Annotated in this window: 21 protein-coding genes and 3 tRNA genes; 6 read left to right on the top strand and 18 right to left on the bottom strand. The window is 65.7% G+C overall.

Annotated elements, in window-relative coordinates; genetic code table 11:
* Window position 1: 1 nt before the first annotated feature.
* Genes QRO91_RS05965 through QRO91_RS05950 form a run of 4 tightly spaced genes read right to left on the bottom strand, consistent with a single transcriptional unit; the run spans window position 2 to window position 5,143 of the window.
* The gene (locus tag QRO91_RS05965) at window positions 2–664 is read right to left on the bottom strand and encodes a MotA/TolQ/ExbB proton channel family protein (protein WP_049432517.1); all 663 of its coding nucleotides are present in this window, start codon (window positions 662–664) and stop codon (window positions 2–4) included.
* A gap of 3 nt (window positions 665–667) precedes the next feature.
* Window positions 668–3,067: a DNA internalization-related competence protein ComEC/Rec2 gene (locus tag QRO91_RS05960; RefSeq protein WP_197650935.1), complete on the bottom strand. Its 2,400-nt coding sequence runs from the start codon at window positions 3,065–3,067 to the stop codon at window positions 668–670.
* A gap of 59 nt (window positions 3,068–3,126) precedes the next feature.
* Window positions 3,127–4,470: a HAMP domain-containing sensor histidine kinase gene (locus QRO91_RS05955; protein WP_049432522.1), complete on the bottom strand. Its 1,344-nt coding sequence runs from the start codon at window positions 4,468–4,470 to the stop codon at window positions 3,127–3,129.
* A gap of 1 nt (window position 4,471) precedes the next feature.
* Window positions 4,472–5,143, bottom strand: coding sequence for a response regulator transcription factor (locus QRO91_RS05950; protein ID WP_033833867.1), 672 nt, complete (start codon window positions 5,141–5,143; stop codon window positions 4,472–4,474).
* A gap of 145 nt (window positions 5,144–5,288) precedes the next feature.
* Between QRO91_RS05950 and QRO91_RS05945 the strand changes: the two genes are divergently transcribed.
* Together QRO91_RS05945 and QRO91_RS05940 are read left to right on the top strand one after the other, a co-directional pair.
* Window positions 5,289–6,056: a MipA/OmpV family protein gene (locus QRO91_RS05945; protein WP_197620513.1), complete on the top strand. Its 768-nt coding sequence runs from the start codon at window positions 5,289–5,291 to the stop codon at window positions 6,054–6,056.
* A 30-nt stretch (window positions 6,057–6,086) separates the two neighbouring features.
* On the top strand, window positions 6,087–6,371 hold the full coding sequence (locus QRO91_RS05940; RefSeq protein WP_049432529.1) for a hypothetical protein: 285 nt from the start codon (window positions 6,087–6,089) through the stop codon (window positions 6,369–6,371).
* Between the two features lie 42 nt (window positions 6,372–6,413).
* Here QRO91_RS05940 and QRO91_RS05935 read toward each other — a convergent pair whose 3' ends face one another.
* Window positions 6,414–6,554, bottom strand: a complete 141-nt coding sequence (locus QRO91_RS05935; protein ID WP_005408867.1) for a hypothetical protein — start codon at window positions 6,552–6,554, stop codon at window positions 6,414–6,416.
* A 162-nt stretch (window positions 6,555–6,716) separates the two neighbouring features.
* On the opposite strand from QRO91_RS05935, the gene QRO91_RS05930 reads away from it, so the two are divergent.
* The 3 genes from QRO91_RS05930 (at window position 6,717) to QRO91_RS05920 (ending at window position 8,165) form a co-directional block, all read left to right on the top strand.
* Window positions 6,717–7,286 carry a TlpA disulfide reductase family protein gene (locus QRO91_RS05930; RefSeq protein ID WP_197620511.1) on the top strand — a complete coding sequence of 190 codons (570 nt, stop codon included), beginning with the start codon at window positions 6,717–6,719 and terminating at the stop codon, window positions 7,284–7,286.
* A gap of 112 nt (window positions 7,287–7,398) precedes the next feature.
* A complete protein-coding gene (locus QRO91_RS05925; protein ID WP_005408865.1) occupies window positions 7,399–7,587 on the top strand; it encodes a hypothetical protein in 189 nt (62 codons plus the stop codon).
* Between the two features lie 257 nt (window positions 7,588–7,844).
* Entirely contained in the window at window positions 7,845–8,165 is a 321-nt protein-coding gene (locus tag QRO91_RS05920; RefSeq protein ID WP_197650936.1) for a hypothetical protein, read from the top strand.
* A gap of 95 nt (window positions 8,166–8,260) precedes the next feature.
* Here QRO91_RS05920 and QRO91_RS05915 read toward each other — a convergent pair.
* The 3 genes from QRO91_RS05915 to uvrB form a co-directional block, all read right to left on the bottom strand.
* A tRNA-Val gene (locus QRO91_RS05915) sits at window positions 8,261–8,335 on the bottom strand.
* Between the two features lie 98 nt (window positions 8,336–8,433).
* Window positions 8,434–8,508: transfer RNA gene (locus QRO91_RS05910), tRNA-Val, on the bottom strand.
* A 107-nt stretch (window positions 8,509–8,615) separates the two neighbouring features.
* Window positions 8,616–10,640, bottom strand: coding sequence for an excinuclease ABC subunit UvrB (uvrB, locus tag QRO91_RS05905; RefSeq protein ID WP_049432592.1), 2,025 nt, complete (start codon window positions 10,638–10,640; stop codon window positions 8,616–8,618).
* Between the two features lie 171 nt (window positions 10,641–10,811).
* On the opposite strand from uvrB, the gene QRO91_RS05900 reads away from it, so the two are divergent.
* Window positions 10,812–11,306 (top strand): GspH/FimT family protein, encoded by a 495-nt coding sequence (locus QRO91_RS05900; RefSeq protein WP_197650938.1) that lies wholly within the window; start codon window positions 10,812–10,814, stop codon window positions 11,304–11,306.
* A gap of 48 nt (window positions 11,307–11,354) precedes the next feature.
* Here QRO91_RS05900 and QRO91_RS05895 read toward each other — a convergent pair.
* The 10 genes from QRO91_RS05895 to QRO91_RS05850 all read right to left on the bottom strand — a co-directional run bounded on the left by QRO91_RS05895 (window position 11,355) and on the right by QRO91_RS05850 (window position 24,421).
* Window positions 11,355–11,431, bottom strand: a tRNA-Asn gene (locus tag QRO91_RS05895).
* A 47-nt stretch (window positions 11,432–11,478) separates the two neighbouring features.
* A complete protein-coding gene (locus QRO91_RS05890) occupies window positions 11,479–11,904 on the bottom strand; it encodes a type IV pilin protein (RefSeq protein WP_049432588.1) in 426 nt (141 codons plus the stop codon).
* 13 nt (window positions 11,905–11,917) lie between these two features.
* Complete coding sequence (locus tag QRO91_RS05885; RefSeq protein WP_197650939.1) at window positions 11,918–15,721, bottom strand: pilus assembly protein; 3,804 nt, start codon at window positions 15,719–15,721, stop codon at window positions 11,918–11,920.
* A gap of 11 nt (window positions 15,722–15,732) precedes the next feature.
* Entirely contained in the window at window positions 15,733–16,254 is a 522-nt protein-coding gene (locus tag QRO91_RS05880; protein WP_197650940.1) for a PilX N-terminal domain-containing pilus assembly protein, read from the bottom strand.
* 3 nt (window positions 16,255–16,257) lie between these two features.
* Window positions 16,258–17,427: a PilW family protein gene (locus QRO91_RS05875; RefSeq protein WP_049432579.1), complete on the bottom strand. Its 1,170-nt coding sequence runs from the start codon at window positions 17,425–17,427 to the stop codon at window positions 16,258–16,260.
* Window positions 17,424–17,924 carry a type IV pilus modification protein PilV gene (pilV, locus tag QRO91_RS05870; protein WP_005408857.1) on the bottom strand — a complete coding sequence of 167 codons (501 nt, stop codon included), beginning with the start codon at window positions 17,922–17,924 and terminating at the stop codon, window positions 17,424–17,426. Before pilV ends, QRO91_RS05875 begins: the two co-directional genes overlap by 4 nt.
* Window positions 17,921–18,436: a Tfp pilus assembly protein FimT/FimU gene (locus QRO91_RS05865; RefSeq protein WP_197620521.1), complete on the bottom strand. Its 516-nt coding sequence runs from the start codon at window positions 18,434–18,436 to the stop codon at window positions 17,921–17,923. The genes pilV and QRO91_RS05865 overlap by 4 nt, the downstream gene beginning before the upstream one ends.
* Window positions 18,437–18,597: 161 nt before the next feature.
* Window positions 18,598–19,986: a nucleotide 5'-monophosphate nucleosidase PpnN gene (gene ppnN, locus QRO91_RS05860; RefSeq protein WP_154348764.1), complete on the bottom strand. Its 1,389-nt coding sequence runs from the start codon at window positions 19,984–19,986 to the stop codon at window positions 18,598–18,600.
* Between the two features lie 252 nt (window positions 19,987–20,238).
* Window positions 20,239–23,484 (bottom strand): carboxypeptidase regulatory-like domain-containing protein, encoded by a 3,246-nt coding sequence (locus QRO91_RS05855; protein ID WP_197650941.1) that lies wholly within the window; start codon window positions 23,482–23,484, stop codon window positions 20,239–20,241.
* Window positions 23,485–23,716: 232 nt separating this feature from the next.
* Window positions 23,717–24,421 (bottom strand): SDR family oxidoreductase, encoded by a 705-nt coding sequence (locus QRO91_RS05850; RefSeq protein WP_285310313.1) that lies wholly within the window; start codon window positions 24,419–24,421, stop codon window positions 23,717–23,719.
* Window positions 24,422–24,560 lie beyond the last annotated feature (139 nt).

The raw sequence follows: 24,560 nt of genomic DNA, 5'->3' as shown, positions 1-24,560 counted from the left end.
ATCAGGCCTTCGCCGTGGCGGCGCCGGCCTGGCGCGCGGCCGGGGCCGGGTTCATCACCCCGGGGCGGCCGTCGAGCGTATCCAGCAGGGCACTGGCTTCCTGCTCCATCTCCACCACGTAGCCGTGGATGCGGCCCTTGAAGTAGCGATGGAACATCAGCGCCGGGATCGCCACGATCATGCCGGTGGCGGTGCACACCAGCGCCTTGCCGATGCCGCCGGCCAGCTGGTTCACATCGCCCACGCCGTGGTCGAGGATGCCCAGGAACATCTGGATCATGCCGATCACCGTGCCGAGCAGGCCCAGCAGCGGGCCCGCCGAGGCAATGGTGCCCAGTGCGTTCAGGAATCGCTCCATGCGGTGCACCAGGTGGCGGCCGGTGTCTTCGATGCGCTCGCGGATCTGGTCGCGCGGGCGGTTGCGGGCTTCCAGTGCGGCAGCCAGCAGCGCCCCCAGCGGCGAGTTCGCCCGCAGGGTCTGCAGGTGGGCAGGGTCGAGCTTGCCGCGAGCGGCCCAGTTGCGCACTTCCTGGCCGAGGCCGGGCGGCAGCACTTCAGTCCGCCGAAGGGACCAGAAACGCTCCAGGATGATCGCCAAAGCCAGTACGCCCAACAGCAGCAGCGGCACCATCGGCCAGCCACCGGCCTTGACCAGTTCCCACACGTTTCAACCCTCCGGCCCAACGGCCGCTTGTTCGATCGGCGATAGGATAGCAGCCGACCGCGCCCGCCCAGCGGCATCCCACCACCGGGATGCATGGATGCGCTGTTCACGCAGCTGCAGGCCTTGTGCGCCAAGCCATACGCGGATCGCCCCGGAGTCGGCCGTGGCCAGCACTTCCGCGCCTTGCGCCTGCCAGCGCTGGACCACCTCCTGGCGCGGGTGGCCGAAGCGGTTCCGGTGCCCGGCCGAGACCACCGCCAGCCGCGGCGCCACCGCCGCAACCCACGGCGCACTGGAGCTGCCGCCGCTGCCATGGTGCGGCACCAGTACCACGTCCGCCTTCAGCGCGTGCGGATACGCCTGCAGCAGCGCCCCCTCGGCCGGTCGACCAATATCGCCGGGAAGCAGCACCACGCCGTGGCGGCTGGCAATGCGCAGCACGCAGCTGTCTTCGTTTTCGGCCTGCCGGCTGCCCGGCGCGGGGTGCAGGACCTGGAAATCGACCCCATCCCACTGCCAGCGCATCCCCAGCTGGCACGGGGCAGCCCCGGCGATGGTGCTGCCGGGCGGCGCCAGCAGTTGCAGCCCGGCCAGCTGCCGGCGCAGGCCGGGCAGGCTGCCGATGTGATCCAGGTGGTCATGGCTGAGCATCGCCTGCTGCGGTGGCCCCTGACCGAGCGCACGCAACGCCGGAACCAGGATCCGCTCGTTGCCGTCACCACCGGTCGGCGGTCCAACGTCGTACCAGAGCGCGTGCCGGGCCGTGCGCACCAGCACCGCCGTGCCCTGGCCCACATCGTGCACCAGCAGCTCCAGCTCGCCGTCGGCAGGGGCATGCCGTGCCGGCCACAGCAGTGGCAGGCACAGCAGCAGGCCAGCAAGGCCACCGCCGGCACCGCGCGGCAGCAGCCACCAGAACACGCCCAGCAAGGCCACCGGTACCGCCCAGCGTGGCGCCTCGGCCAGCCACCACATCGCCTGCGGATGCAACGCCAACGGCTGCAGGGCCTCCCAGCTGAGCTGGAACAGCCAGGCCGCGGCGCGCCAGGCCCAACGCCCCGCGCCGTCATGCAGCACGTGCAGGCCGGTACCGAGCAGCGACAGCGGAACAACCAGCATCGTCCACCACGGGATGATCGGCAGATTGACCAGCGGCCCCAGCCGCGCGGTCCCGCCAAACAGCGCAACGCACAGCGGCAGCAGGCCGAGGCTGGCAACACCCTGCGCGGCAAGGAACCCGCGCAGCCCACCACCGATGCCCTCCGGCCCCGTCCTCGGCAGGCACCAGAGCAGCCACAGCACGCCGCCGAAGCTCAGCCAGAATCCAGCCGAGAGCACCGACAGCGGCGCCGGCAGCAGCATCACCATCGCGGCCAACGCCAGCCCCTGCCCTGCACCGACCGGGCGACGTCCGGCCCTGGCCAGTGCGACCAGCCCGATCATCAACGCCGCGCGCACCGTCGGCAGTGCACCACCCGCAGCTACCGCATAGGTGGCTGCGGCAAGCGCCGCTCCACATGCGGCGGCCTGCGGCCGTGGCCAGTACCGTCCCAGCAGCGGGCACAGCCACCACGACAGGCGGCACAGCAGCACGCCGAAGCCCGCGACCACGCCCACGTGGAAACCGGAAATGGCGACCAGATGGGTCAGGCCCAACGCGCGCAGGTGTTCCCAGTCGGCATCGGACAGGCCACGGGTATCGCCCAGTGCCAGCGCCTGCACGAACCGTGTGGCAGGATGTGCCACCTGCACGGCGATCGCGGCACTGCTGCGTTCCCGCCAGGCCTGCAGGCCCTGCGCCGGCAGCCACTCGCGTGCACTTGCCGGATCACGCACCGAGGCATTGCCGGAGATGCCCCGCAGCACGGCGTGGCGCTCGCCATCGAAGCCACCGGGATTGATCCGTGAACGCGGCGCCCGCACGCGCAACGACAGTTCCCAGTACGCCCCGGCGCGAACCCCATGGCGTCCAGCATCCGGACCACCTTGCGGAGGGCCGCGCCACGGATCGTTCCAGGTGACCTGCAGGCGCTTGCCACGCAGCGATGGAAGCGCGTCGGCATCTTCGACATGCAGCACGAAACGCGTGTAGCCGGGCCCCTGCTGCGGAAGGTCGGCAACCCGGCCCCGCACCTGCACATCCTGCGGCGGCGCGCCGGGCGCAAGTTGGCCGTGCAGGACCCAGTGCCCGTGCAGTGTGGCCCATGCCAGGCCGAGCAGGATCGCGCCCCACGCACGGCCGCGCCAGCGCAGCAGCCAGCCGCTGGCGCCGGCGACCGCCATCGGCACGCTCAGCCACAGCGGCAGCAGCATCGGCATCTGCACGCAGGCCAGCGCCCCCAGCACCAGGCCTGCGGCGCAGCCAAAGCCAAACAGGGCCGGGGCGGAGCGATCGGGAACCATTCCCCCAGCCTGCCGCTGGAGGTGGCAGGCTGCCTATCGGGCCTTTCCCCGTGTGCCTGTCAGCGCCGTACGGTACCGCGGTGGAAATTGACCCTGAAGCTGGCGCCGCCGCCCGCCGCTTCACCGACGCTGACCGAGCCACCGTGGTGCTGCACGATTTCCTTCACCAGGTGCAGGCCCAGGCCACTGCCGCTGCCGGCTGCTCGCAGGCGGTGGAAGGGCTCGAAGATCGCTTCGCGGTCACCGACCGGAATGCCGGCGCCCTGGTCGCTGACCTCCAGCAGGCCGCGTGCATCCAGGCGCACGCAGATGATGCCGCGCCCGCCACCATGGACGATGGCGTTGTGCACCAGGTTGGCGATCACCCGCCCCAGCGCCAGGCTGTCGCCATGGATCCACACGGGCGACTCCGGCGCATCCACCTCGAAGCCATAACCGGCGCCGACCACCAGCGGTGCCAGATCGGCGGCCGCCTCGCGCACCAGCAACGCCAGGTCCAGCCGCTGCAGCGCGCCGACATTGCGGTCGAGCCGCTGCAGGTCGAGCAGGTGCTCGGCCACGTTGCCGAGGCGGGCGACATCGGTCAGCAACTGCGATTTCAGTTCACCCTGCGGCAGCTGCGAGAGGCGCGCCTGCACTACCGCGATCGGCACGCGCAGCTCATGCGCGGCATCGGCGAGGAATTTGTCGCGTGCTGCATAGCCCTGCTGCACCTTGTCGATCGCATCGTTGAACGCTTCCACCAGTGGTGCGACCTCGGTCGACACCAGCTGCGCATCCAGGCGCGCGCCCGGCTGGCCGATGTCCAGTTCCTTGGCCTGCTGCGCGGAGCGGCGCACGCCGCGCATCGCGCGATGGATCACCGTCGGCATCACAAGCAGCGTGACCACGATCAACGGCAGGAAGAACCACAGGCCGATCAGGCGCAGCACCATCAGCGCGCCATCCAGCAACCCGCCCTTTGGAGCGCCACCGACCATCACCGTGATGCGGCGCCCCTCTTCGTTGCGGATCATCACCCGCGCCACATCCAGGTACGGCGGCACCAGAGAACCAAGTTCGGTCGCGCCCAGCGTCGGCAACCGCGCCAGCAGCGGCGCGTGGATCGCCGGAATCGTGCCGCGCTCCAGCCAGGCACCCTTGTCGTCGACTGCCGCGAACCAGAGGTTGCCGCCTGCACTGGCATCGAGCTTTTCCCAGCGCGCCTGGTCCAGCACCAGCCGGCCACCCTCACTGTGCACCGCCTTGGCCACTGCCTCGGCCATGAACATGTCCATGCCCCAGGTGTCCTTGTCACCCCAGGTCAGGATCAACGCGACCACCGCGAACAGCACGGTGAAGGCCTGTGCAAGGAACAGGCGCCAGGCCAGGCCCAGGGTGATGGAACGGATCGGACGTGCCATCTCAGGCCTCCGCCAGCAGGTAGCCGACACCGCGGATCACATGGATCTCCACGCCGGCCCCCGCCTGTTGCAGCGCCTTGCGCAGCTTGGAGATATGCGCATCCAGTGCATTGGACTGGATCTCGTCATCGAAGCCGTACACTGCTGCCTCCAGCGCACTGCGGGTGACGGTGCGTCCCTGCCGCATCGCCAGCGCCTGCAGCACCAGCACCTGCCGCCGCGGCAGCGCCAGCAGCTGGCCATCGACCTGCGCCTGCAGCGATTCGAAATCGAATTCCAGCCGGCCCAGTCGCAGGCTGGGTGTCACCATCGCAGAGGGCCGCCGCGACACCGCACGGATGCGCGCCATCAGTTCCTCGATCGCCACCGGCTTGACCAGGTAGTCATCGGCGCCGACATCCAGGCCCTCGACCTTGTCCGACAGCGTGCCCTTGGCAGTCAGCATGATCACCGCCAGGTTCGGGCGCAGGGCCCGCGCAACGGCAACGAAGCCCGCGCCATCGCCATCAGGCAACTGGCGGTCGAGCAGCATCAGCTGGTGCACGGGTTCGCGCAGCGCGATGGCGGCTTCGGCCAGGCAACCAACCACATCGGCGACCACGCCCTGCCGCTCCAGTCCCGATTGCAGGGCTCGGGACAGATCAGGATCGTCTTCGACCAGGAGGATGCGCATCGGGGGCTCGGCTTCCGGAAACGGTGCCGATCATAGTGCCTGGCGCCCACTTTTTCCGCTTCGGCCTGCCGGATGCGCCGACGCAATGTTCTGACAATGTTGCTCCCCCACCATGCGCAGCCATCCCCTGCAAAGTCGCTGATCGATGCCGTCACTGTCCCCGACCCTGCTGCGCCCGCTGCTGTTCTCCGCTGCCTTCGGCCTGCCGGTGTTCGCGCAGGCCGCCGACCGCAACCCGGGCGTGCAGGCCGGCATGAGTGCTGGCGCAACCTCGGGCGCGTATGCGCACTACGACGTCAAGCCGCTGGTGGTCCCGTCCATTGCCTGGCAGGGCCAGCGCTTCTTCGCAAGCCCCGGCTCGCTGGGGATGTATCTGTACAAGGGCCAGGGCCTGCGCCTTTCGACGGCGGTCACGCCCTACACGCTGCGCTTCAAGACCGATGACGTGAATGATCCGCAGCTGCGCCGCCTGCACAGCCGGCAGATGTCGGCCATGGCCGGCATCAACGGCGAATACAGCGCCGACTGGGGCATCGTCGAAGCCGGGGTGATGCGTGAGATCACCGGCCACGGCGGCGGTTTCGAATCGCGCCTGCACTACAGCTATCAGATCCAGGCCGGCCGCTTCACCTGGCTCCCCAAGGTGGGCGTGGTGCACTCCAGCGCACGCTTGCTGGATTACTACTACGGCATCAGCGATGAGGAAGCGTTGCGCTCCGGACTGGCCGCCTACCAGCCGGGCAGCACGACATCGCCAAGCCTGCAGATCGCCGTCAGCACGCCGCTGGGCACGAAGTGGCGCGCGACCGGTGTGGTTGCCAACCAGTGGTTCGGCGATGCAGTGAAGGACAGCCCGATGGCACGACGCGGCACACAGTCGTCGGCCTTCATTTCCCTGATGCGCTCGTTCTGAACGAGCGCCCGCTACGGACAAGGACCCCCCATGGCCTCCGTCTCCCCCACCTCCGAAGCACACGCGATCCTGCGAGCCCCCGATCTGGACAGCGCCGAGCGCGCCTACCTTGGGCTGATGCCCGACCTTGAGCACGTGAGCGCGCTTGCACGCCGCGCGCTCGGCCAGTCGCGCGTTGCCGACGCGGCCCGGGGATACGCGCTGTCGATGACTCTGGTCGGGCTGCGCCTGCAGGAACTGGAGATGGGCGAGGCCAGCGCGAAAGAGCATCGGCAGGCCACCCTGCGCAGCCTGCGCCAGGCCTTCAGCGCCTGAGCGCAGGCCATCGGCAACGATGCTGCAGTGCCGCGCACCCGCTCAGCGGAACGTGGTCCAGGCCAGCACAGCGGACAACAGGGCGACCCAGATTACTGCCTTGAACGTACCTTCCAGCATGTTGCCGCCGAACAGCAGTTCAAAGAACGGATTGGGCCTGGAAACCGGCACATGATCGCTCATCGGTGAAAGATCCTGGTGATGGGTGGAGGGTATGCACGCATGCCTGCGCGGGCATCACTCTAGTACAGGCCCGTCATCGGTGGATGTGCCGAGAACATCCGCTTAACACCCTGCGCGCCAGTTCGGGTATGTTCGACCCAACGCTGCGTTCAAGGATGATCGATGCTCAAGCGCGCCTTGTTCCCTGTTGTCGCCCTGCTGCTGTCCGTGCTGGTCATCGCGCTCGGATGGCAGAACCGCCAGCTGCGACAGATCAACGAGCAGATGGCCACTCAGCTTCAGGACATGCGCCTTGAAGCACACGGCCTCGAGCTGGGCAGTCGCCCGGATGCACTGTCGCTGCGCACCACGCAGCAGACCTTCGTCGATATCGGCGGTGCGCGCGACGTTCCGCAGATCCTCTATTTCTTCTCCACCGCATGCCGCTACTGCCTGGCCTCGGTACCGCAGCTGCAGCAGATCGCCGCGGCCCGCGGCAACAGCGAACTGGTCGGTGTCGGCCTGCCGCCATACGACCGGCTGGCGGACTACGCCGGCAAGCATGCACTGCGCTTCCCGATCGCCATCGACAACGAAGCCGCTGCGTCCACGCGCTATCGCGCCACTGTCACGCCGATGCTGATGGTGCTGGCCGCCGATGGCCGCGTTGCCTACAAGCATGTCGGGCAGCTCGACGCCCAGGTCGTGCAGGCCGCCGTCGCGTCGCTCGCGCCGAAGCCGGCGCTGCCCTGATCCCGCATGCCGCGCATCACGTCGCGGCGCCCTGTTACTGCATTCGCGCCACAACCGGCACTCCCGTGCCTTCGGCAACTGCAACTCCACAACGCCAACCAAGGAGATACACATGATCGGAAAGAAAGTGCTTTCGTCCGTCGCCGGTATCGTCGTTGTCGCGGCCATGGCCTTCGGCGCCAGCCAGGCCTTCGCCGTCTCGCCCAAGACCGGATATGCACCGGGCTGCGAACCGCACCCGCAGTGCCCGTTCGGCAACGCGGGCAAGCACGGCCAGCTGCTGTGCTGCGACCCGCTGTAACCGGATCCGTGCATGGGGTCGGCATCGCTGACCTGCCACACCCGCCGCGGAGCTGAGCCAGCGCCGCGGCCATGACCGGGCCACCCCGCAGTGGCCCACCACGCCGGGCCGCCGTGATGCGCGGCCCGGCACTTCCCGGCCCGGATTCATCCTTCCCGCATCGACTTGGCGCACGCTTTACCGGCTTTCGTCGCATACCGGTTTCACAGCGCAGGGGGCAGTGCCACGCTGGACTCCCTTCTCCGGAGCACCGTGCCATGCCGATGCTTGCCCTGCTGCTGTTGTGCGCTGGCCTGTTCGGCCGCGATGCCGACGCCGGGGATGCCTCCCTGCGCAGCCAGATCCTGCAGGCCGACGCCGGGCGTGCGGGCATGCCCCCGGCACATGAGCCGACGGCCCTGCAGTTGTTCCGGTTGCGCCAGGACCGCGTGCTGCGGGTGGGCAACCAGCGCCCGCCTGCGGGCGGCCAGCAGCATCAGGCCGGTTCAGAACGTTTCGCGCAGGTCTGGGAACGCGTGGACGGCCACTGGCGACTGCAGCGCATGATCAGCATCGACGAATGGGTTGCCCAGCGCTGACGCTCGGGCACCGGTAACCATCGCAAACGAAAAAGCCGGCCCAGGGCCGGCTTTCATCGTGATCCACCGCTGCACCGGCAGTGCCGGGAGCCAGGTGGTGGGCGGTACAGGGTTCGAACCTGTGACCCCTACCATGTCAAGGTAGTGCTCTACCGCTGAGCTAACCGCCCATCTTGTTCTTGCCGCCCGAAAGCTGGCCCTGCTACGTAAAAACCCGGCGCCAGGGCCGGGCTCTTCAGTTCACGACAGCCCCCTTCCGGAGACTTCGTGGTGGGCGGTACAGGGTTCGAACCTGTGACCCCTACCATGTCAAGGTAGTGCTCTACCGCTGAGCTAACCGCCCGTTTTTGCTTCTGAACGTCCGCGATTGCGTCGGTGCAGGCCGCGTATATTACGGATGCCGGCCGTGAAGCGCAACACTTTTGTGAAGAAGATGCTGCACCGCCGCGTTCAGCCCAGACTCGCTTCCTTCAGCTGCCGGATCTGGTCACGCACGCGTGCGGCATCCTCGAATTCCAGGTCCTTGGCGTGCTGGTACATCTGCTGTTCCAGCGCCTTCAGACGGGCCGCCAGCTGGGCCGGGCCGAGCGAGCGGTAATCGGCTCCGTCCTCGGCAACACCCGCCCTGCCCTTGCCCTTGCCCTTCTTGGCTTCCTTCTCCGCCGCATCCGAACGCGCACCTTCGAGGACGTCGACGATCGGGCGCGCCACCGAGCGCGGCACGATGCCATGTTCTTCGTTGTACTCGACCTGCTTGGCGCGGCGGCGGTCGGTCTCGTCGATCGCTGCCTGCATCGAGCGGGTCACCTTGTCCGCATACAGGATCGCCTTGCCTCGCACATTGCGGGCGGCGCGGCCGATGGTCTGGATCAGCGAGCCGGTGGAGCGCAGGAAGCCTTCCTTGTCGGCGTCGAGGATTGCCACCAGCGACACCTCGGGCATGTCCAGGCCCTCGCGCAGCAGGTTGATGCCCACCAGCACATCGAACTTGCCCAGGCGCAGGTCGCGGATGATCTCCACGCGCTCGACCGTGTCCACGTCCGAGTGCAGGTAGCGCACGCGGATGCCGTGTTCGGTCAGGTATTCGGTGAGGTTCTCGGCCATGCGCTTGGTCAGCGTGGTGACCAGCACACGGTCACCGGCCTTGATGCGCGCGTTGGCCTCGCTCATCAGGTCGTCGACCTGGGTGCCCACCGGGCGGATTTCCACCACCGGATCGATCAGGCCTGTCGGGCGCACCACCAGCTCGGTGATCTCGTCGCCGGCCTCGCGGTACTCATACGGGCCCGGCGTGGCGGACACGTAGATCGCGCGCGGGCAACGCTCCTCCCACTCCTCGAAACGCAGCGGCCGGTTGTCCAGCGCCGACGGCAGGCGGAAGCCGAACTCGACCAGGGTCTCCTTGCGCGAACGATCGCCCTTGAACATGGCACCAATCTGCGGAATGGTCACGTGCGATTCGTCGATGACCAGCAGCGCGTCCGGCGGCAGGTAGTCGAACAGCGTCGGCGGCGGCTCGCCGGCATTCTTGCCGGTCAGGTGCCGCGAGTAGTTCTCGATACCATTGCAGAACCCGACTTCGGCCATCATCTCGATGTCGAACTGGGTGCGCTGCGCCAGGCGCTGCGCCTCGACCAGCTTGTTTTCCGCATACAACTGCTCAAGCCGTTCCTTCAACTCCACCTTGATGGTTTCCACCGCGGCCAGCACGCGCTCGCGGGTGGTGGCGTAGTGGGTCTTGGGGTAGACAGTGAACCGCTGCATGTTGCGCATCGTCTCACCGGTGAGCGGGTCGAACAGGGTGATCTTCTCGACCTCGCCGTCGAACAGCTCGATGCGCAGCGCTTCGCTGTCCGACTCGGCAGGGAACACGTCGATCACTTCGCCACGCACGCGGAACGTGCCACGCTGAAGCTCGTACTCGTTGCGCGTGTACTGCAGCTGGGTCAGGTGATTGATCAGGTCGCGCTGGTCGATGCGCTCGCCCTTGGACAGGATCAGGCGCAGCGACAGATAGTCCTCGGGCGCACCCAGGCCATAAATCGCCGACACCGTGGCAACCACGATCGCATCCGGGCGCGACAGCAGGGTCTTGGTCGCGGCCAGCCGCATCTGCTCGATGTGCTCGTTGATCGAACTGTCCTTCTCGATGAAGGTGTCCGACGAAGGCACGTAGGCCTCCGGCTGGTAGTAATCGTAGTAGCTGACGAAGTACTCGACCGCGTTGTGCGGGAAGAACGCCTTGAACTCACCATACAGCTGCGCCGCCAGCGTCTTGTTCGGCGCCATGATCAGCGTTGGCTTCTGAACGTTCTGGATGACGTTGGCGATGGTGTAGGTCTTGCCCGAGCCGGTGACGCCCAGCAGGGTCTGCTTGGCGATGCCCGCTTCGAAGTTGCTGGTCAGCTTCGCGATGGCATCAGGCTGGTCGCCCGCCGGCGAATACGGCGAGACGAGTTCGAAACGGTCGCTCATGGTGTTGCCAGTTCCCGGGGAGGACAAGTATACGGGGCAAGGGGTGACGGCCAGCTGAGGGGTTTCCGGGCAGGCTGGCGCGGCGGTGCCTGATGGCGGCGCTGCTGCCGGGGCGAGAGGCTTGAAGCCATGCACCACATCCCCCGTCCCAATCGTTTGGCGCTACGCGGCATGCACCTGATCGAGATGCTGGTGGTGATCGCCGTCCTTGCCGTCCTGGTGGCCGCGGGCTGGCCCGCGCTGCATCCGCTGCTGTTGCGGCATCGCGCCGACGCCCTGCAACTGGCCCTGCATGCCAGTCTTTCCAGCGCCCGAAGCGAAGCTCTGAAGCGCCGTGAATTGATCGGGCTGTGCGCCAGCGACGACGGTGAGCAGTGCTCACTCGACTGGAGCACCGGCTGGATCATCTATCGCAGCGGCAGGCATCGGGGGACACCGGCATCCGCCGAGGACATCCTGACCCACCACCAGGGCCGGACCGACATCGCAATCGTCGCCCAGGCCAGCAGTGGACGGCCGTTGCTGTTCTTCCAGCCTGATGGGCGCAGTCCCGGCGCCAATCTCACACTACGCATCTGCGCAGGAAACCGGCTGCATGGCAGGTTGGTCATCAACAATGGCGGCCGTATCCGCAGCGAGCGTGTCGACCGCACCCTCCCCTGCTGACGGGCCAAAAAGACAAAAGCCGCGATTTCTCGCGGCTTTTGCAGTATCTGGCGCCCGAAGTTGGACTCGAACCAACGACCCCCTGATTAACAGTCAAGTGCTCTAACCGGCTGAGCTATTCGGGCGGGGAGGCGCATTGTACTGGGCGATCAGAGGAAGATCAACACCTGATTTACCAGCAATCGGAAACCGTGCCGCTGGCCGTTTTGCGGTTGGCCTGGTCCACGCCCAGCGTCCCGCAGCTGTCCTTGGTCTGGTTGCCCTGGGGCGTCGCCGTCAGCGTGAACGAGGACGCCTTGCCATCGAAGGTGATCGCGTAGCGTGTGGTCCCGCCCTCGCGCGGCGACACCTTGCTGGGCAGCGCGAAGCCCGAATAGGTGTTGTTCACCGAGTAGTAGCGCTCAGCACGCTGCGCGTACTCCACCAGGTCCGCCTTGGCCACGCCCCGGTGCGACTGGCGGATGTACTGCTGGTACGACGGAACGACAATCGCCGCCAGGATGCCGAGCACGATCACCACGATCATCAATTCGATGAGGGAGAAACCGTGCTGCTTGCCGGGACGACGCAGGGTACTGGAAAGAGTGTTCAGGCTCATGGGAATGTCTTCGTTACTGGATCTGGCGCCAGGATTGGCGACCGCAGGGATAAGGCACGTACATCGTCGGAGCACCCGCCACGTTGACCGCCATCCAGCAGGCGCGCCCGCCTCGATCGGCACCCTTTGCCAGGCGCGGCATCACCGAGACATTGACGTCCTTCACCGGTGCGGTGCCGCCGGTGTCGAGACTGACGCCGGCCGTGCCCGCTCCGTAGGGCGTGCCGGTAATGGACCCGACCCGCGCCTGCTCCAGCGATGCAACACCCGAGATCGGATTGAGGCCAAACAGCCAGTTGCTTCCCTCGGTCGAACAGCCACGGCCACCCGCGGTGGGCATGTAGGTCGGCATGAACACCGTTCCCGACGCCACGGCAGGATTACCAACAAAGCGTTCACCTGCGCCGGGCAATGCAATGCTCCACCCGCGCGCCGCCCCGGAGAAGGGCGTGGCCGTGACCGTGCGCAACTTGTTGGTGGTGGTCACCGTATAGGCCAGCAGATTGGCGGGCACGATCGTGGCCTCCGGCTGGTCCTTGCTGGTGTCGTTGACACCGTACAGCGACTGCGCGGTGAGATCCTGCGGATCATTGTCGAAGGAGAAGCTGCCGGTACCCAGCACCAGCATCACGCCACCACCCGGTCCGGTCACGGCGGTCATGCCGCCGGTAATCGGCTGGCGGTACACCTGGTTGTTGTTGTTGGTCTGGCGCGCCGTGGTGAACACCGGCGTGGTGACCGAGGTCGCCGTGCTTTCCAGGTCGAACTTCCACAGCGCGCCGCGCTGGTCGGCCGCATAGATCGTGTCCGCCAGGCCGTCGCGGCCACGAACACGCCCCGTCCCGCCGGCGCTGTCGGCGCGCCAACGGTCGACGGCCACGATGTTGCCCAGGCCGTTGTCACCGGCAGGTGCAGTCGCCGCGGCCTCGGTAGCAGTGATCATCCGCACCGCGCCCGATCCCAGGTCGACCACGAAGAGCACGGCCTTGCGGCTGAGGCTGTTGTAACCGTTGCCGAAGATCGCTTTCCACGCCACCCCGGTCCCTTCCTTCACCGGCACGATCACCGGCTTGCCAAGGACATGGCCGATATTCGCCTTCACGGTGCTATCGAGCCCCGGCGCCACGTCACTGATTTCCCACAGGCGATTGCCGGTACCGAAGCTGGATGGGGTAGTGACATCCAGCGCGAACACCGAGCGCCCACCGGCGCCCGCCGTACCAACCAGCGCCGTGGCCCAGTTGCCACCGATCTGTGCGTCCGCCACCGCGATCGGTCCATCCACGTAGTAGCGATGACGGAAGCGCTGGTCGGACTTGTTGGCCGCCACGTAGGGATACAGCAGGTTGGCCATGTGGCCCAGCGCAGTTCCAGGGATGTAGGCGAAGGTCTCGCTGCCACCGGCACTGTCACTCACGCCGCTGCCGTTCATGCCACCGTCGAAGGCATGCAGCATGCCGTCGTTGGCACCGACATAGACCATGTAGCGGCCGTTGTTGCGCTTGCGGGTCAGATACGTGGCATACGAGGTCGCCATCGCGGTGCTGATGCGCTGGTAGCCATAGTCGTCGCGGGGCGAACTGATCACCGGGCTGGAGTTGACGATGTCGCCCAGCACGGTGGTACGGGTGCGATAGATGCCCCCCGAGTTGCGTACTTCGCGTGATGCGTCGCCGCGCAGATAGGCCATGGCCGTGGCGATGTCGCCGCCCAGCTTTTCAGCCTCGGTCGCAGAACAGCGCGCAATACCGGGATACTGCTTCTCGTCCTTGTTGCAGAGATCGGTGAAGGCGATGTTGGTGCTGCTGAAGTCAACTGCAGCATTGCCCTTGGTGGCGACGATGGTGCGCGAACGCTGCGCGCCCAGTTTCTCTGCCGCTTCCCACACCTGCGTGTACTCGGTCTGCTGCGTCTTGTCGTTCACCGCGAGCTTGGATGCCTTCAGGCGGCTGAACCAATCGGTTTCCTCGTTGGCCACTTCGAACTGGGGCGTGACCGCCAGCGACCCGGTACCGATACGCGCGCCGGTCAGGCCCTGGCTGCCCGAAGGCGCTGGCCCGGAGGTGACCGACGACAGCACCCGGCGCATGGCCGTGGTGATGTCTGCTGGAGTACGCGCGTTGATGTACTCACCACGGGTATTGGTCGCGGCGTGCCAGATGTCATCCACGGTGCTGGGGTTGTCGCTCTGGCGATCCGGCCAGTTGTTGTAGATGGCCGAATCGGTATACGGATTCTGCTGTTTGTCCGGATCAAACAGGTTGCCACGCGCACCCAGGGTGATCCCATAGAAGTTGATGTGCAGGTCCTTGTTGCAGTCCAGCGACTTGTCTGTACTGGTCGCACACTGCTCCGGCACCGGTACATTGCCCTTGGGCATCGCTGTATCGGTGCGCAACGGATTGACGTAGTAGTACGCCGCGATATCAGCCATCGTATCCGAGTTGCTGTCCTTGAACGGGGCACCCATGGCACCGTCAATATTCCCTGGGGTGGGAATCGAACTCGATGGGAACCCGTTGCCGTTGTTGCTGTAGCCATCGGTGAACAGCATCACCGCGTTTTTCTGGCAGGAAAGCTTGATGGGGGCCGCATCGTCGGTTCGCATGAACTGCAGGCCGGCCGCATTTACCGCATTGCGGTTTGGCGTGCCACCACTGGCCGTCAGTGCGATCATGTCGTTATACAGCTGAGTCTTCTGACCAATCAGGCTCATGTCCTGGATCGTTAGACGCTTCGCAGCATCCGTCGAGCTGTTGTACTTCAGGAAATCGTTGATCCTGAAATAGCCGACATACATATCGTTGACATTCAACGCATGCGTCATGCCCGCGATCATCGCGCGGTTGCGGTTTCCGTAGTAGGTAAACCAGTTGGCGAAGTTCTGCATTGCCGCCGCATCACTTGCCGTGAGCACGTACTTCCACATGTGGCAACCCTTGCCGCAGGCATCCAGGACCTTGGTCCGATTGTTGCCCGCGTTGGCGTAGGCATTGGGCGTTCCTGCCAACTGCGGATAGGGGTCGCCATCGCTCTTGAAGGGCATATAGAACGTCGCAGGCGTGTACTCCAACGACGCGTTGGCCGCGGACGACCATGAGTTCCCAGATTTGTTCTCCTGCACGGAACTGAACCGCCCGGAGTCGGATACGGTCATGTATCGCTGGCCCGGCGGGGCATACATGCCGTCCTGCATGCGTTGCACATCCCAGGATCGAGTTCCCAGGTAGCTGCTCGATACATTTACGACATAGTTGTTGTCATTCTGGTTGCGCGGATCAATGAGCGCAGCGCTGGCGATCGATGCCGGGTAGGATTCAACAGCCTCATTGACGATACGGAGCCAGGGTTGATACTGGATCGAGGGATCGTAGTAGGCTGGATTGTAGGCAGCGGATCGGGCAAACCCGAACACGTCCAACGCAGGGATTCCGAGATAGCTGGTGTTGATCCGCGGCCCCGGCAACAGGTAGAAATAATTGCACTGCCCATCGTTGTAGGGCCTGTTCCGCAAATCGTAAGCGATGATGTCATCCGGCTTGTTCAGGACGCCGGCCGACTTGAAGAAACTCTTGCGCGCGTTGCTCCAGCACGCCGTACCATCCTGCCCCGGGAACTGGGTCTGGAAGGTCATCGAACCCGAATCGTCCACCGCCATGATGAAGGACGGCGGCGCGGAGACCTTCAGGTTCATCGGGTGCTGCGACAACGTGCCCTGCGCCTGCGCGGCGAACAGGTTCATCGCAAGCCAGGTGCCGCCAGCCACCGCCAGCAACAGCCCGGAGCCGGCCAGGATCTTGATCTTTCGGGTCGCCATGACCGGGTTCCTCAAAGCTTGAAAACAGTGTCGACAGCCGCCGAGGAAGTACCCTCGTTGCTGGTGGCGGCATCGCGATCGGAGCCGAACGCGGTGATCTGGTAGACGCGGGTGGGCTCTTCGCTTTCCGGCGTGCCCATGCCCAGCGTCGATTCGCCCTGGATGCAGGCGTCGATACGGCGCACGCTGACCACCGGCGCCGCCGACAGTTTCTGCTCACCCACCCAGCGGGTGGGATCGAAGCCGTCATCGCAGATGCGCTTGATGGCGTCAGCCTTCAACGAGCCGCCATCGCCGGTATTGTTGTCGATCTCCTCGATCGACCGCTCGGCATCGCGTACCGCTCGTTCGCTGGCCTGGAACGCCACGTTGGCGGCCCGGTAGTTGGAGGACATGCGCTCCTGCATGCTCGCCACCTGCATGCCGACCACGCCGATCAGCGACAGCAGGATCAACAGCATCAGAGCCACGTACAGCACCGCACCGCGCTGCTGCGTATGCCCCTGGAATCGACGGGAGACGGAGGGCTTCATGGGTCAGTTCCCGAACAGTCGGTTGCGCAGTGCCACGGACACCTCGTAGGAGGCACGGTAGCGATCGTCGTAGGTCGTGGGCGGATTGAAGCCAACGCCGAGCACGCCCAGCTGGGCCACGGCCGTATTGGCCTGCTCGGCCGCGGCCCGCTGCGGGCTGCGCACCAGCAGCCCGAACTGCACCAGGCCAACCCGCCGCCACGCAGCGACAGCGGCGGCATCGGTACCGGTGCTGACCCCGCTGGCAGTCTTCTGGAAGGCGATTACTCCGGTGGGCGGCGCGGTGCTGCTGATTGCCGTCTCGGTATCCTGGCCGTAGAGGAACTGCAGGCTCTCAATGCCCTCCACCAGCTCCTCACCGGTGCCGAACGTGTTGTCGCCAGCGCCACGCGCGCGGTACAGCGCGGGTTCGCCTGCGGTATTGGTGGCCACGTAGTACGCCATCGATTCCACCCGATAGACCATGGTCACCGCGTTGTTGGCCGAATACGCCGAGAGATCGGCTTTGCTGGCCGTGATCGTGCTGTCGGCGATTTTCCCGGCGAACACATCCACCTTGCTGCAATCGGCCACGGCAAACGCCGAGGGCGTGGTGACGGCACCGGCCGACAGTCGGGCCGCCGCGTCCTTGGCGATCGTGATGTCCGGTGAATTACCGGAACCGATGGACAGCACCGGCGAGCCTTCCGGCGCCAGGTAGCGCATCACGATGATGTCGCTGCCACCCAGCGGTTTGGGCTTCAGATTGGTGATCGCCGACGGCGTGCTGCCGGCAGCTCCCCAGCTTGCGCCGAGGGTCAGCTTGTTGCCAGGCGCAGTACCCTGCGCCTCGTAACCCTGGATCGGCACCGAGAAGTCCATCGGGCTGCCATCACCCGACTTCACGCCGGCAATGTTGACCTTGACACTGTCCTGGGCGCGCACCAGGTGCGCCTGGTCGTTCACGCAGCCCATGTGCCCGGCCATCCGAATGTCGCGCTCGAGGAACTCCAGTGCGAATCGAGCGTTTTCCTGGGTGCGCGCGACGCCTTCGGAGAGCTGCGAGGCCGCCCGCGAAGCCATGAAGATCTGGGTCACGCCCAGCATCAGCACCAGGCCGATGACCAGCGAGATCAGCAGTTCCACCAGCGAGAGGCCAGCCGCATGGCTGGCAGCGGAAGGCGCGCGCTTCATAGACGGGTAACCAGGGTGAACGTGGTGATGCTGTCGGGATTGGCTGCGTTCCATCGCTCGTCTCCCCAGCCGATGCCCACCGTGACCAGGCCATCATTGACGGTCACGTTGGCGCTGGCCTTGCCTCCCAGCACCTTGACCACCTGGCATTGCCAGCGCGCCACGTTCGCCTTGGAGGCTGTCACGTCGGCACTGTTGGGCCAGGTGCAGGGGCCAGCCGGCGCGGTGACCGAGCCGGCGGTGAAGGAGGCCTTGGTATATTCGCCACCGTTGAGGGTTTCGCTGCGCTGCACGCGCATCAGCTCGATCAGATCGTAGGCCAGGCTGGTGGCCTGGGTGCGCTGGCTGGCGCTCTGCACGAACCGCACGTTCATGGTCTGCAGCAGCGCAAAGCCAAGCAGGCCGAACGCCAGCACCAGCAGCGCGATCAGCACCTCGATCAGGCTGAAGCCACGACTGCGGGCAGGCCCGCCCATGCCGGAACGACGACGTTTCATTTGCAGGTTCCTGCGGTGGAGCGGACCTGGCCCGAGAACAGGACGGTCAGGGTCCGCATGGGGTCACCCGCCTTGCAGCCTTGCGGCACCAGGCTCACGACCTGGTCGGCGGACGCGCGGCGGCGCCCCTGGGAATCGAAGGTGATGACGGTTGGACTGGGAGCCTCGACCGCCAGGCTGCTGCTGCCCTTGGAGAAGCGCAGCACGCTTTCGCTGCCGCTGACGGCGCCATCGCCATCGGCGTCGCCCCAGGCCAGCATGCCCTTGCTCCAGTCGCCATCGCAGGACGTACCGTTGCTGCTGCCGCACACCCCGCCACCGTGGCGGTTGCGGATGGCCTCGCTGCGGGCGAGCGACAACAGACCGATCACCTCGTTGTTGGTGGTGGTCAGGCGGTTGGAGCGCATCGCGGTGCGGAAGCTGGGATAGGAGATGCTGGCCAGAATGACCAGGATGACCAGCGTGATCATCAACTCGACCAGCGTGAAGCCGTTTTGCCGGCGCAAAGACATTGGACGCTCCCCAGCGTGTTGATGGCCACGATGGGCCATCGCCCTGCCACCGGCAAGCGGCGGCAGGATGAACGGTCAATCCAGGGCGACGGGCGTCAAAGCCTTGACGACCCGACCTGCCCTACCCCGTCCGGCGCGATCCCCATCGCGCCGGCGCGGGCTCAGGCCAGCACCTGGTAGCAGGGCTGGTATTCGCCGGAGATCTTCATCCGGCGCTGCTCGACGAAAGCGCGCAGCAACGCGTCCAGCGCCTGCATCATGTCCGGGTCGCCATGGATCTGGAACGGCCCGAACTCTTCGATGCGGCGCATGCCGTCTTCCTTCACGTTGCCGGCGACAATGCCCGAGAACGCCCGGCGCAGGTCCGCCGCCAGCGCGTGCGGCGCACGCCCGTGGTGCAGGTCCAGCGCCGCCATCGCCTCGTGGGTCGGCACGAACGGCTGCTGGTACTCCCACGGAATCTCGATCGACCAGTTGAAGAAGAACGAGTCCTTCTGCGCCAGGCGGTGCTCGCGCACGCGCTTGATGCCATTGGCCATCTTCTTCGCCACCGCGACCGGGTCGCCGATGATGATCTCGTAGCGCTCGGCGGCTTCGTCACCCAGGGTCAGGCGGATGAAGCGGTCGATCTGTTCGAAGTACGGCGCCGCCACGGTCGGTCCGGTCAGGATCAGCGGGAACGGCAGGTCCTTGTTCTCCTCGCGCAGCAGGATGCCGAGCAGGTACAGGATCTCCTCGGCGGTGCCGACGCCACCGGCGAACACGATGATGCCGTGGCCGATGCGGACGAAGGCCTCCAGGCGCTTCTCGATGTCCGGCATGATCACCAGGTGGTTGACGATCGGGTTCGGCGACTCGGCGGCGATGATGCCCGGCTCGGTCAGGCCGATGTAACGCGTCACGGTACGGCGCTGCTTGGCATGGGCAATCGTGGCGCCCTTCATCGGGCCCTTCATCGCGCCCGGGCCGCAGCCGGTGCAGATGTCCAGGCCGCGCAGGCCCAGCTCGTAGCCCACCTGCTTGGTGTACAGGTATTCATCGCGCGAGATCGAGTGGCCGCCCCAGCACACGACCAGGTTAGGGTCGCCCGGGTTGAGGATGCGCGCGTTGCGCAGCAGGCCGAACACCGCGTTGGTGATGCCCTCGGACGACTCCAGCTCGGCCGCGTAGGCCGGGCCCATCTCGATGGCCATGTAGGCCAGGTCACGCACCACGGCGAACAGCAGCTCGGCGACGCCGCGGATGATCTCGCCATCGACGAAGGCCATCGCCGGTGCGTTGACCAGGTCGATGCGCACGCCGCGATCCTGCTGCGCCACCTGGATGTCGAAATCGGGATACAGATCGCGCGCCGCGCGCGGATCGTCGGAGGCACTGCCGCTGGTCAGCACGGCCAGCGCGCAGCGGCGCAGCAGCTCATGCATGCCGCCGGCAGAGGCATCGCGCAGGCGGGCCACTTCGGCCCGCGACAGCACATCCAGCCCGCCGCGCGGGTAGATCCGCGCGTCCTGCACCGGCAGTGCGCGGGCTGATTTTTCGTTCGTGGTCATGTCCAATTTTTCGCTTCCTTCAAGGTTTCCGACTGTACTGCCGCCCCCTTAAAAAGCAAAACGGCCGGGAAGCCCGACCGTTGGATATGTGCTCCCCGCGTTCGCCTTTCCGGGACCGCATCGGCGGCGTTGGCACCGCGCACATATCTGGATGCTACGCCGATGCAGAGTGGCCTGCAAGGACTTTCGCCTGAACGGAAAACGGCCGGGTTTCCCCGGCCGTTTTCACTTACTGCTTCAGGCTCTGATTGATCAGAACTTGTACTTCAGGGTCAGCTGCATCGACCAACGCGACACGGCGGTGTTGCCCTTGTCGTTGTTGTTTTCCTGGATCGAGGAATTGTCGGTACGGCCGGTGAAGTTGTACAGGTACTTGCCGGTAGCCGGGTCGATACCCGAGTAGTTGGCAACGCGACGGGTGGCGTAGAAGCCGTAGTCGTCGATCAGGCCCCACTTCTTGTTCAGCAGGTTGCCGACATTCATGATGTCCAGGGCGACTTCACCCTTGTGACCCTTCACGAAGCCCGGGAATTCCTGGCTGATGCGGACGTCGAAGCTGTTGACCCACTTGGCGCGGTGCGAGTTGGCCGGGACCACGCTGCCACGGTAGGCCTCGAGCTCCGGATTCTGCGCCAGCCAATCGAAGAACTTCTTCTCCATGTCGGCACCACCGGTGAAGATCACGTCACCCGGGCCCTTCGGCACGTAGAACAGGTCGTTGGTACCGGCACCGTCGCCATTCACGTCGTTGTAGTAGACGTAGCTGTACGGACGGCCCGAACGGCCTTCATAGAACAGGCCAACGCGGGTGGCATTGTCACCGAAGAAGTTGTGCTTCCACTCCAGGGTGCCGGTGATGCGGTCCTTGATCGCGTAGCGCGAGTTGTACGCAACGTTGTCGTTGGCGTTCAGGCTCAGCGTGTTGTTCCAGTTCGAGGTGTTCTGCGAGCTGGACAGCGGGCTCACTTCCTTGGACTGGGTGTAGGTGTAACCCAGCGACCAGCCCCAGTTCTCGGTCAGCGGCTTGGCCAGCGAGAAGGTAGCCTGCGAACCACGACCCTTGTCGGTGTTGCGCAGCAGGATCACGTCGCCGATGTCACCCGGACGGTTGACGCGGTCACCCGGGCAGGTCAGGTCGGTCGCCGAGCAGGCGCGGCCATTCTTCTGGCCGGCCTGCATGCCGTTCGGGCCGGCATTGGCACCGTTCATGCCGTAGTCGTTCCAGTACAGCGCGCGGCCATCCTGGCCGACCGAGCGGTTGGCATTCGGGGACATCACGTCCAGGCGGTCGAAGTACAGACCATCCTTGACCTTGGTGAACAGCACTTCAGCCGACGCCACGATGCCGTACCACGGCAGCTCATGGTCGAACGCCAGGTTGGCCTTCCACACCGACGGCAGACGGGTGCCCGGAGCGATCAGGTCGACGTTCTGGCGGGCCGAGGCCAGCGACGGGTTCGGGATGTACGGGTTGTCGGCGTCGAAGCTGAAGCCACCCGGGTTGCGGGTCAGGTTGTATTCGGAGTAGTTCAGGCCGGTGTTCTGGTAGGCACCTGCCAGCCACACGTTCGGCGCAGCGCCGCCGAACAGGCCAACGCCACCGCGCAGCTGGGTCGGACGATCAGTGTCGAAGGTGTAGTTGAAGCCGACGCGCGGCTGGAACAGCTTCTTGTCGACCAGCTGGGTGTTGTTGAAGCCGTACAGCTGTTCGATGCGCGGGTTGTACAGGCGCTGGGTGCTGAAGTCCGGCATGTCGATACGGATACCGAACATCAGGCTCAGGTTGTAGTTGATCGCCCAGGTGTCCTGGATGAACAGGCCGGTGTTCTTCAGGTGGAACTTGGCCGGGATGTCGTCAACGCTGCCGCCGGCGCGCGGGACGCGCACCTGGTAGGCCGACGGGGTACCGGCTTCAAACGCAGCCAGGTCGGCGAACTCGTACGCGCCGTACAGGTTGCGGCCGTAGAAGTTCATCAGGTCGTTGTCGGTGTAATCGAAACCGAACTTGACGGTGTGGTCACCGATGTACCAGGTACCGGCACCGAAGGCGCTCAGTTCCTTCGACTCGACGATGTTGGTGTGGGTGTTCTGCTCGGTACCCAGGTACAGCGAGTTGTTGCCGAAGCGCACGCGGATCTGCGGCAGGTGCGAGGCAGCAACGCGGTTGGACGAGTAGTCCTTGTGCGAAACCTTGAACTCGGTCGAGAAGTTCTCGGACCAGTCACTGAACAGTTCACCCATCCAGGTTTCGTACTGGGTCGGCTGGGTGTACCAGAAGTCGCTCAGCGAGATGGCGCTGTTGTTGACCTGCGGGAAGCGGACGACGTCCTGCTTCATCTTGTTGTAGCGCAGGGCCGCGCGGTGGTTCTCGTTGATGTTCCAGTCGAGCTTGATCGCGTACTCTTCGATCGAGGTCTTGTTGTCCAGCGCACCGATGCCGCCAACCGGGTAGCCCAGATCGGACATCCGCTTCTGCACACGGGCAATGTCGGCGTCGCTGATGCCGTTCGGCTTGTTGTACGGGGTTTCGCCGAGGCTCACGCCGCCGCCGCTACGCTCGTACTTTTCATAGTTGGTGAAGAAGAACAGCTTGTCCTTGACGATCGGGCCGCCCAGGGTCATGCCGTAGGTCTTCTCGTCCTTGAAGCCGTTGAAGTCCGTGGTGTCACCTTCCAGGCGCGTACGGATCATGTCCTTGTCGCGGTACGAGCCGTACACGGTGCCGTGGAACTCGTTGGTACCCGACTTGGTCACGGCGTTGATCACCGCACCGGTACCACCGGCGATGGTGGTGTCGTAGTTGGCCAGGTCGATGTTGATTTCCTGGATGGCGTCCATCGACACCGGCTGACGCTCGGTCGGCAGGTTGTTGGAGCCCAGGCCGAACGGATCGGAGGCACTGATGCCGTCGATGCGGATGGCGTTGTAACGGGTGTTCTGGCCACCGGCCGAGATCGCGCCGTCAGCCTTGCTGACCTGCGAGATGCGCGGGTCCAGGCGGATGTAGTCCTGGATGTTGCGGTTGGCCGACGGCAGCGCGTCCATCGTTTCGCGGGTCACGTTGCTGCCGGTGCCCATCTTGTTGGCACTGAACAGGTCCAGGCCACCCGCGGTGGCGACGACGTTCACCGCGTCCAGGTTGGTCGCAGCCAGGTCACCGCCGAGGCTGGCGTTGACGGTGTTGACCTGATTCAGGTTCAGGAAGACACCTTCTTCGGTCTTGGTACCTTCACCGGACTTGGTGATGGTGATGGTGTACGGACCACCCACGCGCAGGCCGCGCGCGTTGTATCGACCCGACGCATCGGTCGTCGCACGCGAAACGGTGCCCGACTCGGTGTGGGTGATGGTGACTTCAGCGCCGGCGACAGGCTGGCCTGCGGCGGACATCACCTGGCCACCGACACCTGCAGAGGTGCTCTGGGCAAAGGCGGGAGCGGCGGCAAGTGCGGCCACGAGACCAAGGGTAAGCTTGGACATCCGGAGTGGGTGGGTCATTTTTCGGTAGCCTCGATGCGAGTTGGCGATGGCGGAAAAAAAGCGCATCCAAACAGCCCTGCGGGTGGCTGGTCGGAGATTTATCTGGGGTTCCCTACCGCTTGGCTGAAGGCAGCCATAACGGTTAACACTAGATTAACACGCTACGCCATCAATGTGACGGTTGTGCGACAAACGGCACCGGATCGCAACGCAATCGTGACGGGTTCTTCACTCCGCCTTTCCCCGGGACTCACTCGCCGGGGAATGCCTGGCTGGCATCGAGAATCTGGCCCCGCCAGGCGCTGCCAGCGCTGGACAGCAGGGCCACGGCCGCAGCAGCGGCGGCCTCCGGGCCCTGCGCGGCCGGGTCCTGGTCGACGGAATAGGCCCGGGCGCGCAGCGCCGTGCGCAGGGGGCCCGGATACAGGCCGCTGACCCGCACCGGGCTGCGGCCGAGTTCGTCATGCAGGCTGGTGATCAGCCCGCGCAGGCCATGCTGGGCCACGCCGTACCCACCCCAATAGGCCTGCCCCACCCTTTCGGAGGCATCGACCGCAAACACCAGGGCGGCATCCTCGCGCTGCCGCAGCAGCGGCAGGCAGGCCTGGGCCAGCCATGCCGGAGCAGTCAGGGTGACATGCACCGCACGGGCGAAACTGGCCGGGTCGGCCAGTTCGAACGGGGTCAATCCGGGGAAATGGGCGGCACAGACCAGCACTCCATCCAGCCGCCCCAGCTCGCGCTGCAGGGCCTGGGCCAGTTCGGCATAGTCGTCGGGGCCCGCACCCTCAAGATCCAGCGGATACAGCAGTGGTTCCGGGCCGACCGCCTGGACCTGGGCATAGACACGGTCCAGGCGGCGCGGTTTGCGCCCCAACAGGACCACGGTAGCCCCAGCGGCGGGGGGGGGCCCCCCCCCCCCCCCCCCCCCCCCCCCCCCCCCCCCCCCCCCCACCCCCCCCCCCCCCCCCCAACCGCGGGCCTACACCCCCCCCCATGTTGGGGTTGTTTGTTTGCCCGGCCAAAAAACAACGTGGGCCCCAATCAACTTAGCGTTTTTTATCCGCGCTTAAAAAAAAAAAAAAAATTTTTTT

The organism is Stenotrophomonas maltophilia group sp. Smal32 (assembly GCF_030237085.1).
GTDB lineage: Bacteria > Pseudomonadota > Gammaproteobacteria > Xanthomonadales > Xanthomonadaceae > Stenotrophomonas > Stenotrophomonas maltophilia_Q.
The sequence above is the reverse complement of the archived record's forward strand: the minus strand, read 5'-3'. Positions and strand labels throughout refer to the sequence as shown.